This window comes from Leptolyngbya cf. ectocarpi LEGE 11479, from assembly GCF_015207065.1.
Classification (GTDB): domain Bacteria; phylum Cyanobacteriota; class Cyanobacteriia; order Phormidesmidales; family Phormidesmidaceae; genus Leptothoe; species Leptothoe ectocarpi.
The window spans coordinates 1-16,544 of record NZ_JADEXP010000010.1; the positions used below are offsets into that span (position 1 = coordinate 1).

Genomic DNA, 16,544 nt, shown 5'->3' on the forward strand with positions numbered 1-16,544 from the left:
AGGTGATATCAAGCTGAGTACGGAAGTATTGCAGGTAGTGAATCTGAGTCTGCAGCGAGAACAGGTCTTTCGGTATGAGCTAGAAACTACATTCGACAAGAAAATTTCTGATTTGGTGCAGAAATGTGACCGAATTGCCGCTGCTATTCAAATTGCCAAGAAGCAACCTGTTCTAGTCATCATTGACGATTTGGACAAGCTGGATTTACCCCTGGCTGAGGCCATCTTTCGTAACAACATCAAATCCTTGTTTTCGCCGGGTTTTCGCATCGTCTTTACGGTGCCGATAGCCGCCATTAGGGAGACAAAAGTTGTCAGCGCACTGCAGTCAGAAGGCATCGTGCGACCGCGACTGTTTCCCGTGGCCAAATTTTTTGGCAAAGAAAATCGTCACACTTCTGGAGTTGAACCCGATGCTAAATATCTAGACACCTTTGTCGAACTGCTCAATAAACGAATTCCCAAAGGATTATTAGAACCCGAAATCGCTCGGCAGCTCGTGCTGATGAGTGGTGGCGTGGTGCGGGAGATTGTGCGGCTGGCGCGTGAGTGTTGTCTGGAATGTATGGTGCAGCTCGATATTGAAGCTGACGATGACACCGTGACTATTAACCAGGAGGTGCTGACTATTGCCCTACGCAACCTGCGCAATGACTTTGCTCGGCAGATTGGTAGCGACCTGTACCAGCTGATGGCAACGGTTTATGAAACGGCTGAAACGCCCGATGCTCGGGGTGAAGAATTTATGCGGCTGCTCCATGGGCTAATGGTGCTGGAATACGAAAATGATTCGATTTGGTATGACGTGCATCCAATTGTGGTGGAGCTGCTAAAACAGAAGCAGTTAGTCGCAGGGTAAGGTGGGGCATTGCACCGTTGGCTTCGGCTCCGCTCAGCCAACGTCCCCTGAGCGGAGTCGAAGGGGACATTTACGAAAGATTAGATGCATGACAGAAGAATCAGCAGATAACAGGCGTAATTTTCGGAAGCTGGTGCTTGCCATTGAAGCCAGCTACGGCAAGCTGAGCCTGCTGATGGCGCTGTCTGACAATTGGAAGCATCGGAATGAGCTAATCGAAAAGTACGAAACTGAGCTGACAGGCAAAGGTACCCACTGCTATCGGATAAAGCTTGACCAGCAGCAATACAGTTTGAAGCAGTGCTTGTTTGATTTAGCCAGGCAGGAACCTGAGCTGGGTAACGAGAATGCTGTGGTGACCGTGCTAGGGGCCGATGAGCTATTAGGAGTACGGCTACGGCAGGACGAAAAATCGTCCCAGGAAAAGCTGTTTTTTTCGCTGCAGTGGACTCGGGAAGCTTTGCGACAGTTTCAGGTGCCGGTGGTGCTATGGCTGACGCCGCAGATTGCTGGGCAGCTAGCCCAGGCTGCCCCGGACTTTTGGAGCTGGCGTGGAGGAGTGTTTGAATTTTCAAAGCCGATTGCCTGGACGTTGGCTGATAGGCCAGTGGCGAAGACTCTTAGCGGCTTAGAAGACAAACCAGACAGCACCAAGGCAAATCCCGCCGATATCGCAAAGCAAATTGCTGAACTGGAAGCACAGGATCCCGAATCCCCTTTACTGACCAGTTTGTATATGGATTTGGGAGCTGCTTACAGAACAGCGGTGCGCTATGAAGACGCGGTAGGTGCTTATAAGCAAGCGGTGAAATTGGGGGAAGCACGGCTAGGCGCTGAACATGTTGATGTGGCAATGAGCCTCGGTAAGTTAGCTTGCTCATATGAGTTGATGGGAAACTACTCTAAGGCTGAATCGCTATATCAGCGCTCTTTAGAGATCAATGAATTACAGCTGGGAGTTTACCATCTCGATACCGCAGCGAGCTTGAACAACTTGGCATTGCTATATAAGCGTATTGGACGTTATGGCGAAGCGGAATCACTGTATCTGAGATCGCTCGAAATCTATGAGTCGGAGCTGGGGGCCAATCATCCTGATACGGCGATGAGTCTGAATAATTTGGCTTTGCTGTACGAGTCGATGGGGCGCTATAGCGAAGCAGAACCGCTATATCTGAGATCGCTCAGAATCAAAGAATCGCAGTTGGGAATAGATCATCCTTTGACTGCGACGAGTCTGAATAATTTGGCTTTGCTGTACGAATCGATGGGGCGCTATGGCGAAGCGGAAACGTTGTATGTGAGATCGCTCGAAATTATAGAATCGCAGCTAGGAGCAGATCACCCTGAGATGGCGAGGAGTCTGAATAACTTAGCAGCACTGTACTACTATATGGGCAGATACAGCGAAGCAGAACCGTTATATCTGAGATCGCTCAAAATCCGAGAATTGCATCTTGGCGCTGATCATTCCGATACAGCGGAGAGTCTGAATAATTTGGCAGCGCTGTACGAGTCGATAGGGCGCTATGGCGAAGCGGAACCCCTTTTCCTACGTGCAATTCAAATCGATGAAAAAGCTTTCCCATCAGACCATCCATATATTGAAAAAGATAAAAATAACTTTCGAAGGTTGCTTGAGAAGGCGATCGCAACCGGTAAGACCGACCAGCTATCTAACCATCCGCTGACCCAGGCGCTGCTGAAGGAACTACAAATAGGACAAGAAAGCTCTTCTTAGCTCAGTAAGCCGCATTTGCCTTATTTTTGTTGGCAGTCACGCCTTACTCCGGTCGCCAGGGTAGCCAATCTTCATTAAGAACTTCGCTTAGGGTGAATTTAGGTTCCTGGGGTACTATTGCTGCGTCTAGCTCACTGGCTTTTAGAAATAGTTTGCGAGCGCTTTTGTACTCAGATACAAAACTTTCACTTAGGTGATTTTTAAGACTAGGGCTGTCTTTGAGCAGGGCGGCAATGTTTAAACGAAAGTTGCTAACTTCTAAATCCCATCCTCTGAAGCATGTTTGACGCTCGGTTTGCCAGTGTTTAATTTTTAGGAGATGCTCCAATAAGCGTCTGAGGTAGCTGGCAATAGCCCGTTTATCTCGTTTGCCCAAGCTTTCGATTTCCTCTATCAGGTTTTCTAAGTCTAGGTTGTGGAAGTTTTGCGATCGCAAATCCACCACGGTCTGTTCCAACCACAGCTGGTAATCCGTTTCATACAGTGATGTTTGTCTGAGGGAAATTTCAGCCGTCATCTTGAGCCCATTGCCAATGACTTTGTGTCTAATCTTAATTATGTAGCTAGAGAGGATCAGCAACACCGATTTTTTAGTCTGCTGAGCTTTTAGCCTCCGAATATTCTCTTTCAGCAAAGGTTTTTATCAAAAACCTGCCTAACTCGGTCAATTGCCTCTACAATGACAGCAAATTTTTTGGTTTAGTTATTCAAAGCTTTCCCAACCCAGTCAATACTTTGGTGGAGAAAGGGTCCTGAAAACGGACTAGCCCACATGCTTCTTTAAAGGTGAGCTTGAATACATTAGGCCAAGTAAGATATTTGCCCACCCGATAGCCTGCGTTGAGACACGTAGGTTGAAGTATGTGCATTATTGGGAATTTTCTCAATGGCTTTGGGGCTACCCAGACGCTAACAGCCTCTAATTTTTGGACACTGCCGAAATGACAGCTACGCCCACCGACCCGCATCAGTTTAGCCCATCTCCCATGGAGGCAGAGGGGGATGAGCGGGCTCTCTTAGAGCCTAGGATCACGAAGCCAAAAGGCGGACAGGCCTGGTTTTGGTCTGGACTATGGCTGTTATTTTTGGCCGCGTCAAGCGCTCTGGGTATCTGGGCCGTGGTGTTTATTACTCGCCTGCCGCCCTTGCCAAATTGCGATCGCATCTCCGCCTTTAGCGCCGATAGCGAACGACTCTACTGTGCCAAACAAGCCGCCGTGTCAGGGGCCGAACAAGATTTAGTCGCGGGGGTCCAGCTAATTGCCGCTTGGGATGATACCCACCCGCTTTATCAAGATTCTGAAGACGTGACCAATCGGTGGTCCAAGGGATTGTTTAAGCTGGCCCAGCAGCGGATGCAAACGGGGAATTTGGAGCGGGCATCTCAGCTCTTAGGCTATATTCCGGCGCGTGCCGAGATCTATAACGATGCTCAGACTTCGTTAGAGCGATGGCAGCAGGAGTGGGACAAAGGAGCAGAGATTTCCACCGCTGTCACTGAGGATGTCAGTAACCAAAACTGGAGCGGTGCGCGTAAGCAACTACGCACGATGAAGCGCCTCACCAGTGATTATTGGCTCAAGGAGCGCCATAACTATTTAGGACAGCATATTCAAAGCGAAGAAGATGCTCGGCGTCACCTGCTCCAAGCACAAACCCTGGCCGGTACTGGCAAAATGGATAGTCTGGCAGAAGCGCTCACTCTAGTCCGACAGATCGACGTGCAAAGTCACGCCTGGCCTGAGGCTAAACCCCTGGTGGCCGAGTGGGCTGGGTCTTTGTTGAACTATGGCTTTCAAAAATGGGAGCAGGAAGATTTAGACGGAGCTATTGCCATTATTCAACAGGTGCCGGTGGATCTGGCGACAGAACCGGAAGCTGAGGATTTGGTGCAGTTTGCCCATGCTCAGCGCCTAGCGACGTTCCGTCAGGACTGGGAGCCTGCCTATGGGGAGATCCTCAATTTGACGGATGCGATTCAGGCCATCCAGCGCATTGGCAGCGACAGTGTTTTTTATCAAGAGGCCCAGACTAAATTAGCCCTGTGGCAAAATCAGCTTAACGATCTGCAACAGCTCTACGGGGCCACCCTCACGGCCCGGCTCAATCAAAAGGCATCATTAGAAATAGCCATCCTTCAAGCCCAGGAAGTGGGAGCGGATCGGCCCCAACGGCAGCAGGCTCAAACGCTCATCGCCCACTGGTCTAAGGAAATTGAACGGATTGAGGATCGGCCCTTTTTGGCTCGGGCTCAGCAGCTGGCTGACAATGGGGACAAAGCAAGTTTGCAGACAGCAATTGCCGAAGCGAAAAAAATTCAAACGGGTCGAGCCCTGCGGATTGATGCCCAAACCAAGATTGCTCAGTGGTCTAAGCAGATCCAGGTTTTAGAGGACCAGCCGCTGTATAGCAAGGCGCTGGAACTGGCCAGCCAGGGTAAGCTGCAGAATGCCATTAAAGAGGCGCGTAAGATTCAGCCGGGGCGGGCTCTCCACAGTCAGGCCCAAACCTCGATTAAGGAGTGGACAAATCGGATTCAGATTGCAGAAGACCGGCCCATTTTGAATGAGGCGGAGGAACTGGCCTATCAAGGTCGATTGTCAGATGCGATCGCAACCGCTGCCCGCATTGCCTCCGGTCGGGCTCTATACCGTGAAGCACGCAACGCCATTACCATTTGGGATGCAGAACGGGCCTATATCCAATCGCTGCAGGAACCGGCAGAGGATACCTATTACGAAGACGACGAGTTCTACGAAGACGATGGTTACGACGATTAAGTGCTGTTAAGTACCATCATTGGCACCGCAAACGGAAACTAGTAGGGGATACTACTAGAACGGTGAGATGGATCAAGCGGCATGAGTGAACGTCCCTTGCAATTAATGCTGGTGGATGAAGACCCCACCTTTAGGTTGGGATTACGGGTCTGGCTGGAACAGCTGCCCGGATTTCAGATTGCCGCTGAGGCTGCCGATGCCGCTGAGGCCATGGCCATTATTGGGAAGTGCGATCGCACCCAGGCCAATGCCTTTACCGACCCCACCCTGCGGGGACAACCACCCATTAACCTCGTCATTGTTGATTTGGGACTGGGCGCTAGCGGCGAACCGGCCAGCAGCTCCGGACTCCAGCTGTGTAAATCCATCAAAACCGACTTTCCCAAACTGCCGGTCCTGATCCTGAGTGCCCGCAGTGAACCTGTGCTTGAGGCGGCTGCCCGTCAGGTCGGAGCCGATGGCTATGGGACTCGCAGTATGCCTGTGCGTGAACTAGCCCAGCTGATCCGCACCGTAGCTGCCGCGAGCAAACCTGCTAAAAAACAGCCCAAGCTTCCCCCTCAAATTCCTGGCCCCCTGACTGCAATGCGCCTCAGTATGCGACTGTCAGGACTAGACCACATTGAAAAACAGCTGGCCAAAACCACCACTGCGCTGCGTCAGCCCCGTCTATCCTGGCTAGAACGCCAAGTTTTAGCCGGTCAACAGCGAGAGCTTAAGGCCGCGCGCTGGTTTACCCGACAGCTATGGGCCACCCGCAAATACCCAGATGCCACCTGGGTCAAAAAGAATGCTCCCCCCCGTTGGCAAGCGTCTAATACACCGACAGGTCTGTCAGCTCCACGCGCCTCTGTCCCACGCTCGGTGGGGGCAGCGGCCATTACCCCTGCTGCCGCTGCTCCTCTCGATCTGCGCAGCGGTGATGTCCAAAATCGGGTATTTGAAGCTGTCTTTACCAAACTCCAGACCGATTTAGAAAACACAACGTCAGAACCCATCGAGATTGATATTCTGCGCCTCGATAAAAAACGAGAATTGCTATTTATCATTCTGCGTCGGTTTGAAGATTTGTTAGACGACCTGCGGCAGTCAGCTCCCCAGCCTGGACAGCTGCGGGATAAAGCGCCTCAAATCCTGCGCGATTTGTGGGTCGCCACCATTGAAGAGTTTTTTGGTCGGTACTACACGGTGCCCCTAAACGGCGTGGAGCAAGAACTTGTGGCGGTGCTCTACCAAGAAAAAGACACCGTTGAGCGCGAAATTCTTAAACACATCCCACTGCTGCCCGAACTCCTGGCCCACTGGCTGTTTCACGATGCCATGGTAGTGGAGGGAAACAGCTACATCGCCCCCACCCCCGAAGCGTTGGCCCAGAGCGAACAGCTTCTAGAAAATCTGCTGATCAATGTGGGCAATGCGGTCATGCAGCCTCTACTTAATCGCTTGGCCGATGTGGAAGTGATTAAAAAAGGTTTATACAGCCGCCGGATTATTTCCACTCGCGATATTGAGCGCTTCCGCAACGACCTGTCCTGGCGCTACCGCTGGGATCGATTGGTCAACGAACCCACAGCCATTTTTGAGAGCCAGTATCGTCTATATACCCTGGGGCCGCGTGGCATTATGCTCACGCCCATCTATGCGCCGCGACGGGCCGAACTCGACCGTCTATCGGGGCTGCCCTGGGCCATGACTCTGCTATTGGAAACCCGCGATGCCCTTAGCCCACGGGTTCGTGCTCTGATTTCTTTGGTGGGCAGCAGTGTGGTGTATGTGCTCACCGAGGTCGTCGGTCGCGGCATTGGCCTAGTCGGTCGTGGCATTTTGCAAGGCGTTGGCAGTGCCTGGCAGGATACTCGGCGGTCTAGACAACGCCAGGCACCACCCACATTTAATGAATGGGAGTAGGGCCATGGCACTAGTCCTACTAACTTGGTGCAAATTGAATGGCCCAGATTTGTAAGGCGTCATGCTAATAGAGAAGTATCAGCATGACGGTTCTGTTTCTAAATCTTGAACCAGCCAAACCAAGATAGGATGACCACAATTAAGCCACCGGAGAGAAGAACAGCACCTGCGACCGTAATCGCCGCACCAATCTTGCTCAACTGAGCTGGAGGTAGGCCATAGTAGCCGCTCTCACCACCGGTAGCAGAGAAATCATTTCCCAAAGCTGTGAGTTTCTCTAGGTGATCGCTACCGTAGCGAGGCATGCGCTCAAACGGGACCTCTCCCATAGCTTGCTGAGGCAAAATCCGTCGCCGCTGGTAGGGCACGGTATCCTCACCATAGTTGTTCATGTATTCATCGCTGTTGAGCAGGGCATCCACAAAGCCTTGGATGCCTTCAGTGGCGAGCACAATTGACCAGGCCAAGGTTTCACGCTGATCATATACCTGGCGGCCCAGCACCCGCTGAACACACATGTCTACAAAGCGATAGTTATTGCTGCATTCGTAGTTGAGACGTCTAAAGGAGTCAGACAGTAGCAAACTGCGAATGAAGTCACGAACCGTTATCTGAGAGCTGCGGAGCTGGGATTCTAAAAAGCGATCGCGATGAGAGACTAACATCTGCTGCTCATTAAAAATGCGACGATAGGCAGCCCGAATCAGGTTTTCTACTGCCTGTGAATCAGGCGATATCGTCGTAGAAAAAATGCGAGGCTGTTCATCACCGGCCACTTCAAAGCCATTTACACGTTGATTTTGGCAATTCGAAGGATAGCTTAACAAGGGAAGCGTCATTGAAATTCAAATCCTTTTGCTAAAACGGTGCCAGGGAAAAACTGCAGGGCAATCATAACGACTGCCCTGCAGCTATATAAGGAGTTCTCGTCCTCCGTTAGTGTCTAATCCTAGGGATATAGCGTGAACGGCCAGAAACATCTGTACGGAAACTCAATCAAACAAAATAAAAGTAAATGGTTTTCTAATTAACCATAGATATAGTCCATGAATGGTTGATGGGCTTTTGATTCAGCTGTAGAGCCTATGTCTATTGAGGCTGAGTAAAAATACTTATGTGGCTTGCGACTAAAGAGCTGTTCGCAGTATCTGGGTGACGTTAGTTACGAATCTGAGAATGCTTAATATTCCGTTACGCTCAGCGACGACGGATTTTGCTCATCATTTTGCGCGACCAGCATAGCGGTAGTTCTTCGCGACTGGCCCAGTCTTGAAGAATGCGGAAAAAGACCTGGCGATCGTTGGTTTGTAGAACAGCGGTTTGATCGGCGGTTTCAATGGCATAAGGGTAACCGCCGCCCACAATGGTTTCGGCCCTGACCCAGTTGAGAACCCGATCGGTGATGCCAGCTTCATGCATCCAGCGCGGCATTTCAACGCGGGCCGGGTAGCCTTGGTTAGTTTTGAGATAGGTAAAGGTGACCCGGTCGGACTGTTCTTTATATTGATCGAGGATGCCGGTGCGATCGCACTGAAAAACCAGCGTACAGTCCCCCCACTTCATAAACCGATTGAGCATCTGGGCATCGTGCACTGCAGGCATACCCTCCACACCGATAAATAACTCTAAGAGCGTCGTTAAATCATGGGCATAGCTGGTATCCACATAGCCCACCAGCGGCACCCGGTGATGTTCACTTGCCCGCAGCAACTTCAACAGCGCTTTGACATAGGCACGTTTCGCCTCATCCTCATAGGCATCGGCAAAGGTGGCCACTAAGGAGCCATCAAAAAAGACAAGACAGTGCTCTGGATCGCTCACCTGCTCGATGTAGCTGACCAGCCGATCGGTTTCCATCTGGAACCGTCGGATATTAACTAATCGCTCCAAGGGCTGAGCCGAGTCAGCCGCCTGCAGATCGCGAGGGGTCATTACATCCAGCTCAATATCCTTAATATACTCAGCATCCGGTGTGTGGGGATTTTCAAACCAGCCCACCTGTACCAGCGCAATAGGCAGCGATAAATCCTTACTCGGAAAAATCTGAGAGCCGTCCACCGCAAACGTAGTCACCCCGCTGAGGTGTTCATTCACCCACTGCAGACTGTGTTCACGACTGCCCCATTGCAGGTTGCTGCGACAGATGCCCCGATCGGCTAGCTCACTTAGGTGCGGATCTAGCAGCCGCGCTCCCACATTACTTGGATGGGCACTTAGCCAATTCTGCAGCTTTTCTATCGGTGTTTTACAGAGGTCTTGCCAGGCGGCCTGATAGGTGTCTAATCCTGACTGATTATTACTTTCAAATGTACGAAAGTCCCTGCGTTTGGATTGCAAGATTGCCTGGATTTGAGAGGGTTTGATCGCCATGGGCAAAATGGACAGAGCAGAGCATTTGTACTGCTATTGTGCCATGGGTTTATGTCGTTGGTAGGGTGGGCACTGCCCACCATCAAAAACATTCATCGCCGAGATTGTAGCTTTCGATAGACATCTTTGATATCCACATTGTGGTGGGCCAGGGCCACCAGGGTGTGATACAGCAGATCCGCCACTTCCCCAGCAATGTCGTCAGGGTCGTCATCTTTACAGGCCATGACCACTTCAGCGGATTCTTCGCCAATTTTTTTGAGGATTTTATTGTCGCCGCCATCAAAGAGCTTATTGGTATAAGAGTCAGGTTTAGGGTTGGCTTTGCGATCGCAAATCTCCCCATACACCTGGGATAACGTATCCGCCGTCGGCGCTGTAATCCCACCATCCACCTGGTGAAAACAGCTGCGCTCCCCCGTATGACAGGCAATATCACCCACCTGCTCAATGGACAGCAACAGGGCATCGCTGTCGCAGTCGTAGCGAATCGCCTTGAGCTTTTGCAGATGGCCCGAGGTGGCTCCCTTGTGCCAGAGTTCCTGGCGAGAACGGCTCCAGTACCACACATCACCAGTTTCCAAGGTTTTCTGCAACGATTCCTGGTTCATCCAGGCCATCATCAGCACCGTGCCATCGAGATAGTCCTGTGCGATCGCAGGTACCAGCCCCTGCTCGTTGTAGCAAATATCGTCTGTGGGAATAGCGCCTACAAAAGAAAGCGGGGTACTCATGTTCCGTATTAAATCAGCGTCGGCTCAGTGCAGCCCCATTGTCTCAGTTTGCGGGCTTTCCCCACACTGCTACATTCCTTAACATAATTGCAATCGATGTAAGCACAAACGCTAGGATTGAGAACACTGCAATCTTCGTCTCACACATTCGTCTCACACAAACGGCAGCTACAGGAGCTGTCACCCCTAGACACCGACTTGAACCATAAGGAGAGCCCGTTGGTTACCACCACATCATTAAAAACGACAAAATCAGATGAGATTTTTGCGGCTGCCCAAGACTTGATGCCCGGAGGCGTTAGCTCTCCTGTACGTGCGTTTAAGTCCGTTGGCGGCCAACCTATCGTATTTGACCGCGTTAAGGGCTCCCATATCTGGGACGTTGACGGTAACGAGTACATTGACTATGTCGGTACTTGGGGACCTGCTATTTGCGGTCATGCCAATGAGCACGTCAACGCCGCCCTAGTCGAAGCGCTACAAAAAGGCACCAGCTTTGGCGCGCCTTGCTATCTCGAAAATGTTTTGGCTGAGATGGTGATTGCCGCTGTCCCCAGCATTGAGATGGTCCGCTTTGTCAACTCCGGTACCGAAGCCTGTATGGCGGTACTACGTCTAATGCGGGCGTTTACCGGGCGCGACAAAGTAATCAAATTCGAAGGCTGCTACCACGGCCATGCGGACATGTTCCTGGTCAAAGCAGGCTCTGGCGTCGCTACTCTAGGTCTGCCCGACTCCCCCGGTGTGCCCAAGAGTACAACTGCAGCCACGCTAACAGCTCCCTATAACGATTTAGAGGCAGTTAAGGCCCTATTTGAGCAAAATCCCGATGAGATTTCCGGCGTTATTCTAGAACCCATTGTTGGTAACTCTGGCTTTGTCACCCCCGATGCTGGTTTCTTGGAAGGACTGCGGGAAATCACGCAAGAGAATGGGGCACTGCTAGTGTTTGACGAAGTCATGACCGGTTTCCGCATTGCCTATGGCGGTGTACAAGAAAAGCTGGGCGTTACCCCTGACCTCACTACCCTAGGTAAAATCATCGGCGGGGGTCTGCCGGTCGGAGCCTACGGCGGTCGTCGTGAAATTATGGAAATGATTGCGCCTGCAGGTCCTGTCTACCAGGCCGGTACACTGTCAGGTAATCCCCTGGCCATGACTGCAGGTATCAAGACCCTGGAAATCTTAGGTCGTTCCGGCACCTATGAGCAGCTTGAGGCTAAAACCAACAAACTGATTACCGGTTTGCTAGAAATTGCCCGTGAAAATGGCCACGCTGTTTGCGGTGGCAATATCAGCGCCATGTTTGGCATGTTCTTCACCGAGGGACCTGTCCATAACTATGACGATGCCAAAAAGTCGGATCTAGAAAAGTTTAGCCGCTTCCATCGAGGCATGTTGGAGCAAGGTGTCTACCTGGCACCGTCTCAGTTTGAGGCCGGATTTACATCCCTGGCCCACACCGATGACGACATTGCCAATACGCTGGCCGCTGCCCGCACAGTCATGGCCGCTATCTAGCGCCCAAGGGCCTAGCGCTGGCCTTACATTTTGATTTCTCAATAAACACGGGTTTAATGGTTGATACAAACCGTTTACCCGTGTTTTATTCCATCCGCACGGGCTGCTAACCCTATTTCAAGTCATGGACGATATTGATGCGCTTAAGGTTTTAGACACCGAGGTAGGTTTAGAGGCCCCCATCGATCCTTTAGACGACATCCCCTTAGAGGACGACACGCCCCGGTATAATCCTGACCAAATGTTGCCGCGACTGCTATCAGATAATCTGCAGCAGCGTATGCTGGCAGCCCGTGCGTTTTATAAAATTCAAGAGCCCCGCGCTATTCCTCGGCTAATTGAACTGCTAGAGGACGACAGCCCCTTGGTCCGCGTCAATGCCGCCTATGCCTTGGGGCGCAACCCTAGCGAGACAGCAGTGGATGCACTGATCGCTCAGCTCACCAATGATTCCCACGGCTATGTGCGCAAAGCTGTGGTTTGGGCTTTGGGTAACTGCCAAAATGAGAAAGCAGTGGTGCCGTTGGTCAATGCTATTAAAACTGATATGTCGGTGGTACGACTGTGGGCTGCCAGCGCCCTGGGCCAAATGGGAAAAATCAGCTTTGAGGCCATTCTCAAAGCAATTCCAGCCTTGGTGGAAACCATGCGCAACGACCCCATCGCCATTGTGCGGAGTAACTGTGCCTGGTCCATTGGTGAGCTATGTCAGGATCTGCCCTATAACGTGGTCTACGCCACCGCCATTGATGCCCTGATCGAAACCTTTGCAGATGATGAGGATTTAGGTGTCAGAGACGATGCCCGCGCGGCCATTCTGAACTTGGGCGATCCCAGAGGACTACAGGTGATTGAAGAAATAGAACAAGAGGATTTCTAGATTCGATAGGGCACTTACGCCTGGCTCCTTCTATCTATAGCCCCACCTGGGAGCGTTTTCTTAGTCTTGTAGGGTGCGTTCCCGACGGCAACTCCCATATCTCACCAGTAGATCTGAGAACGCACCATCAAAGGTTGGAGCTTTGCCCACTTGGTCACCAATACAAATGTGGGTAATTGACCGGATAAGCGAGTTAGGGTGCGATCGCAACCCGCTTAGTCAAAATCATCATCACCTCATTGGGCCGTCCAGTAGAAATCGGCTTACTCCAGTCATTAGGCTCAGCGTATCGCCTTTGGTGCAAATCCTGAATAATCAGCCGTACCCCCATTAGACCGCCAAATACCATATGGCGAACCGTCTCATGCTGATAATCAGGCAGCAGGTCAGTTCCAGGCGCAGATGTCCCCGCGCCATCAGTTTTTTCAATAAACATAAGCTTTGGTCTCCAAACGTTGAGTTGTTAACCATCGCCACGCTCAGGACAATCTGCGGCAAACCGCAAACTGCACCTTGAACGCGCTCAGGTAAGAAACCAAAGCTCAAATTTAGCTACCCCGATAATGTGATGCAAACCGGGGTAGCAATGAGATAAAGTATCCCAAGCCTCGGACTGCCTAATTCAGTCGGGGGTCAATCAGCGGTTAGGTGGTGACAACACCTGCCGCTGGTGCCAAATATTGAGCTTTGTAGTGTTGGCCCCGCAGGGCGTGAGAACTAAGTTACCGCTAAGTATTTCTCACGTCAAGCCAAAAATAACCCAGTCAATTACGACGACTCCAATAAACGCAGGGTTGCCCAGTCGGATAAGAATACTTTTCAGACAAACATAACCCCGAACTCAATCCCAGCTCCCTAAGCCATAAACGTGATATCGCTTTTGCGACGCCTCCGCATGTCACGGTAGAAGTTTTCGTGAGGCCCCAAATCTAACAAGTACAACTCAACACGTTCTTCCAGCCAGCTGTAGCCAAGCAAGATCTCATCGCCACTTAGTTTGAATTTATGGACGCGCAGATAAGAAAGATCGCCTTTCTTTAGCACGCCACAGTTTGGATGTTCAACAATAAAGTCGATCTGATCTTCAACCAGAACAAGATCATCTTCGCTGAGCTTGTCTAGTGCTTTATCAAACCGCGATGATAGATACACATCCATGTTGACTACTCGCCAATAGTTGTCGTCGCCGTTCGTGCGGTTCTACGCTTGTACGGCTTGGCAAGTCCGCTGTCAACTTCGGCCTTCGCTAAAAGAACGCCTTGGATAAAGCTGAAGGGGAGATCAGGATTTTCTGATGCAATGCGACCAATTGTAGCCCAGTACTCAATCTGCTTCGGAACACTCCGCGACTCAGCTTTTGCATGGGCTTTTGCTGTCGCGACAAAGGCATCATCTAGCCTTACGCTTGTGGCCATGGTGCTTTTCCTATTGAATACACCACCAATATGCGTCATTTTGTTGCTTTTTGCAACCTATTGTCGCACCAAAGACAAATTCTGTGCTTACTTATCCAGTTGGTTTTTAGGCTCAAGTAGTTGTGGCGCTCCCCAGGGCAGAATCACGCCTCATTCAGTTTCTAGATAAAATAGTGATTAGCTTCTGATCTGGCAGGCAGATAGGGAAACCCAAATGGTACAAGCACTATCCAAAACACTGACCCTGGCAGAGTTTTTACAGCTTCCAGAAACAAAACCTGCAAGTGAATATATTGACGGCCAAATTATCCAAAAGCCGATGCCCCAAGGAAAACATAGCGTTATTCAAGGAGAGCTTGTACCCGCTATCAATGGGGTAGTTAAATCTAAGCGTATTGCTCGCGCATTTCCTGAGTTACGCTGCACCTTTGGTGGTCGTTCGACTGTTCCTGATATTGCAGTTTTTCTTTGGAACCGCATTCCTCGTGACGAGAATGGGGAGGTCGCCAACACATTTTCTGCTGCGCCAGATTGGACCATTGAAATCCTGTCTCCTGACCAAAGCCAAACAAAAGTAACGAAGAATATTTTGCACTGTCTGCAGCACGGCACCGAAGCGGGCTGGTTAATTGACCCCGATGAACAAACGGTGTTTGTCTATCGTTCAAAGCAGGAACCTGAAGTATTGGATGAGCCAGATGAAGTCGTTCCTGTACCAGCGTTTGCCAGTGAGCTACAGCTTACGATCAAAGAATTGTTTGCTTGGCTACTGGAATAAGGCTTGAGCAGATTGGGGTAGCATAGCGCCCCGATTCTAGTCCCCGATGGCCCAGCGCACATAGGGATACTGGCCGACTATTTCTTGATGGGTGATGGTGGCGAAGTACCAATTTTCGTCGGGGGCTGGTGCGATCTCAAGGCACGATAAAACTGCCAAATGTCATTTTCTGGGCACCCAGTACAATTGATGCATATATCCTAGGTTAATCCTATGACTATCGTCGCCACCAAGCCTTATGTAGAGTTCAAAAAGGAAGGGTACTGGATTATTGGTACACGGATTTCTCTGGATTCTATTGTTTATGCTTTCCGCAAAGGTCTACTTCCTGAAAGCATTGCTCAGGTCTATCCTCTACTTGATTTAGAGAAAGTATACGGAGCGATCACCTTTTATCTAGCTAACCGTTCCGATATCGACGCTTACTTGATGGCAGAGGAGCAGGCATTTGATTCCCTGCCACAGCCTTTACAGATAGAGGCTCCTGCATTACATCAAAAATTGATTGCTGCTAAGAAGTCAGTACAGCAAACCTAATGACCAGCGTTCAATTTCAAGCCGATGCTGACCTAAATCAAGCGATAGTGACAGGCGTTATCCGCCGACAGTCTAATATCAACTTTCAAACCGCTACCGAAGCAAATTTGGAGGGCTTGCAGGACTTAGAAGTATTAGCTCTATCAGCTAAGCAGCAGCGCATTTTAGTGACTCATGACCGTAGAACAATGCCAGCTGAATTTGCAGAGTTCATGGTTAACAGCCAAAGTTCAGGTGTGCTAATAGTTTCTAGAAAAACAGCTTTGGAAACCATTATCGAAGAATTAATTCTAGTTTGGTCAGCAACCACAGCGGAAGAATGGATTAACCGAATTGCCAAAATCCCGTTGTAAAGCTGTCAATACTAGATGAATTGCAGTTGCAGAACATTGTTCTGGTCTCAGTCCCCAACGGCCCAGCGCACATAGGGATACTGGCCGACGATTTCTTGATGGGTGATGGTGGCAAAATACCAATTTTCGTCGGGGGCTGGTGCGATCGCACCAATATCAAACCGAAAATAAACATAGCCTTGCCCAAACCATAGATGATGTAGCGACTGAGAGTGCTCATCGCTCTCAGTCAGATTCCCAACACAGCTATAAAATTCTGGAATAAGTGGCGCTCTAAAGGTAACTGAATACTCTTGGCTATCAATAAATTCAGTCTTGCCGCGACTGAGCCATGAAACATCAAGCATCGTGCCATTATTCTCGCCAGCTTCAAACTCACGACGCGTTTCCTGCCAAAATCGCACCTGCTCAGGGCAGCTGCCTGACACAACATTAACCGGCAAAACTAAATCGTCCAGCCGCTCAAATGCGTCATGACTAGATGGAGACAGACCTGCTGCCATAGCGTTAGGAGCCGTTAGCAGCAGACTCGTGGCAAGCAGCGCAGTAGTACGAAGCATAGCAATCGATATTAAGGAATCCTTGAATACCTTCAGTGAAGCATTCAGCATTTTCGAAGATCGAGGAGTCACAAACACAAGCTTTACAAAACCATCAGTTTATAAATC

Annotated in this window: 17 protein-coding genes and 1 pseudogene; 9 read left to right on the top strand and 9 right to left on the bottom strand. The window is 50.4% G+C overall.

The features are described from left to right. Both IQ260_RS02435 and IQ260_RS30820 read left to right on the top strand, forming a co-directional pair. Positions 1-859: pseudogene (locus IQ260_RS02435) on the top strand (ATP-binding protein); the annotation flags it as partial. Positions 860-947: 88 nt separating this feature from the next. Next, positions 948-2,600, top strand: coding sequence for a tetratricopeptide repeat protein (locus IQ260_RS30820; RefSeq protein ID WP_228015417.1), 1,653 nt, complete (start codon positions 948-950; stop codon positions 2,598-2,600). A 43-nt stretch (positions 2,601-2,643) separates the two neighbouring features. Here IQ260_RS30820 and IQ260_RS02445 read toward each other — a convergent pair whose 3' ends face one another. Next, positions 2,644-3,234, bottom strand: coding sequence for a DUF29 domain-containing protein (locus tag IQ260_RS02445; RefSeq protein ID WP_322744880.1), 591 nt, complete (start codon positions 3,232-3,234; stop codon positions 2,644-2,646). 307 nt (positions 3,235-3,541) lie between these two features. Between IQ260_RS02445 and IQ260_RS02450 the strand changes: the two genes are divergently transcribed. Both IQ260_RS02450 and IQ260_RS02455 read left to right on the top strand, forming a co-directional pair. Continuing rightward, on the top strand, positions 3,542-5,380 hold the full coding sequence (locus IQ260_RS02450; RefSeq protein WP_193990530.1) for a hypothetical protein: 1,839 nt from the start codon (positions 3,542-3,544) through the stop codon (positions 5,378-5,380). An 81-nt stretch (positions 5,381-5,461) separates the two neighbouring features. Then, positions 5,462-7,288: a DUF3685 domain-containing protein gene (locus IQ260_RS02455; RefSeq protein ID WP_193990532.1), complete on the top strand. Its 1,827-nt coding sequence runs from the start codon at positions 5,462-5,464 to the stop codon at positions 7,286-7,288. Between the two features lie 98 nt (positions 7,289-7,386). Here the strand turns inward: IQ260_RS02455 and IQ260_RS02460 are convergent, their stop codons facing one another. From IQ260_RS02460 to hisIE, 3 genes are all read right to left on the bottom strand, one after another. Further along, positions 7,387-8,127, bottom strand: coding sequence for a phycobilisome rod-core linker polypeptide (locus IQ260_RS02460; RefSeq protein ID WP_193990534.1), 741 nt, complete (start codon positions 8,125-8,127; stop codon positions 7,387-7,389). A gap of 358 nt (positions 8,128-8,485) precedes the next feature. Further along, complete coding sequence (locus tag IQ260_RS02465) at positions 8,486-9,658, bottom strand: DNA double-strand break repair nuclease NurA (protein ID WP_193990536.1); 1,173 nt, start codon at positions 9,656-9,658, stop codon at positions 8,486-8,488. A gap of 92 nt (positions 9,659-9,750) precedes the next feature. Beyond that, positions 9,751-10,392, bottom strand: coding sequence for a bifunctional phosphoribosyl-AMP cyclohydrolase/phosphoribosyl-ATP diphosphatase HisIE (gene hisIE, locus IQ260_RS02470; protein WP_193990537.1), 642 nt, complete (start codon positions 10,390-10,392; stop codon positions 9,751-9,753). 219 nt (positions 10,393-10,611) lie between these two features. Between hisIE and hemL the strand changes: the two genes are divergently transcribed. Together hemL and IQ260_RS02480 are read left to right on the top strand one after the other, a co-directional pair. Beyond that, a complete protein-coding gene (hemL, locus tag IQ260_RS02475; RefSeq protein WP_193990539.1) occupies positions 10,612-11,913 on the top strand; it encodes a glutamate-1-semialdehyde 2,1-aminomutase in 1,302 nt (433 codons plus the stop codon). A gap of 124 nt (positions 11,914-12,037) precedes the next feature. Beyond that, positions 12,038-12,793, top strand: coding sequence for a HEAT repeat domain-containing protein (locus tag IQ260_RS02480; protein ID WP_193990541.1), 756 nt, complete (start codon positions 12,038-12,040; stop codon positions 12,791-12,793). A 193-nt stretch (positions 12,794-12,986) separates the two neighbouring features. Here IQ260_RS02480 and IQ260_RS02485 read toward each other — a convergent pair whose 3' ends face one another. The 3 genes from IQ260_RS02485 to IQ260_RS02495 form a co-directional block, all read right to left on the bottom strand. Further along, positions 12,987-13,229 (bottom strand): hypothetical protein, encoded by a 243-nt coding sequence (locus IQ260_RS02485; RefSeq protein WP_193990543.1) that lies wholly within the window; start codon positions 13,227-13,229, stop codon positions 12,987-12,989. Positions 13,230-13,648: 419 nt separating this feature from the next. Next, a complete protein-coding gene (locus tag IQ260_RS02490; protein ID WP_193990545.1) occupies positions 13,649-13,951 on the bottom strand; it encodes a type II toxin-antitoxin system RelE/ParE family toxin in 303 nt (100 codons plus the stop codon). Between the two features lie 5 nt (positions 13,952-13,956). Beyond that, on the bottom strand, positions 13,957-14,208 hold the full coding sequence (locus tag IQ260_RS02495; RefSeq protein ID WP_193990547.1) for a TA system antitoxin ParD family protein: 252 nt from the start codon (positions 14,206-14,208) through the stop codon (positions 13,957-13,959). A 214-nt stretch (positions 14,209-14,422) separates the two neighbouring features. Between IQ260_RS02495 and IQ260_RS02500 the strand changes: the two genes are divergently transcribed. Continuing rightward, on the top strand, positions 14,423-14,986 hold the full coding sequence (locus tag IQ260_RS02500; protein WP_193990549.1) for a Uma2 family endonuclease: 564 nt from the start codon (positions 14,423-14,425) through the stop codon (positions 14,984-14,986). Between the two features lie 36 nt (positions 14,987-15,022). Here IQ260_RS02500 and IQ260_RS31385 read toward each other — a convergent pair whose 3' ends face one another. Further along, positions 15,023-15,145 (bottom strand): hypothetical protein, encoded by a 123-nt coding sequence (locus tag IQ260_RS31385; RefSeq protein WP_265579497.1) that lies wholly within the window; start codon positions 15,143-15,145, stop codon positions 15,023-15,025. A gap of 54 nt (positions 15,146-15,199) precedes the next feature. Here IQ260_RS31385 and IQ260_RS02505 point away from each other — a divergent pair, with 54 nt between their 5' ends. Beyond that, positions 15,200-15,523 carry a DUF433 domain-containing protein gene (locus IQ260_RS02505; RefSeq protein ID WP_193990551.1) on the top strand — a complete coding sequence of 108 codons (324 nt, stop codon included), beginning with the start codon at positions 15,200-15,202 and terminating at the stop codon, positions 15,521-15,523. Next, positions 15,523-15,876, top strand: coding sequence for a DUF5615 family PIN-like protein (locus tag IQ260_RS02510; RefSeq protein WP_193990553.1), 354 nt, complete (start codon positions 15,523-15,525; stop codon positions 15,874-15,876). The genes IQ260_RS02505 and IQ260_RS02510 overlap by 1 nt, the downstream gene beginning before the upstream one ends. 47 nt (positions 15,877-15,923) lie before the next feature. Here the strand turns inward: IQ260_RS02510 and IQ260_RS02515 are convergent, their stop codons facing one another. Continuing rightward, positions 15,924-16,436, bottom strand: a complete 513-nt coding sequence (locus IQ260_RS02515) for a hypothetical protein (RefSeq protein WP_193990555.1) — start codon at positions 16,434-16,436, stop codon at positions 15,924-15,926. Positions 16,437-16,544: the final 108 nt, after the last annotated feature.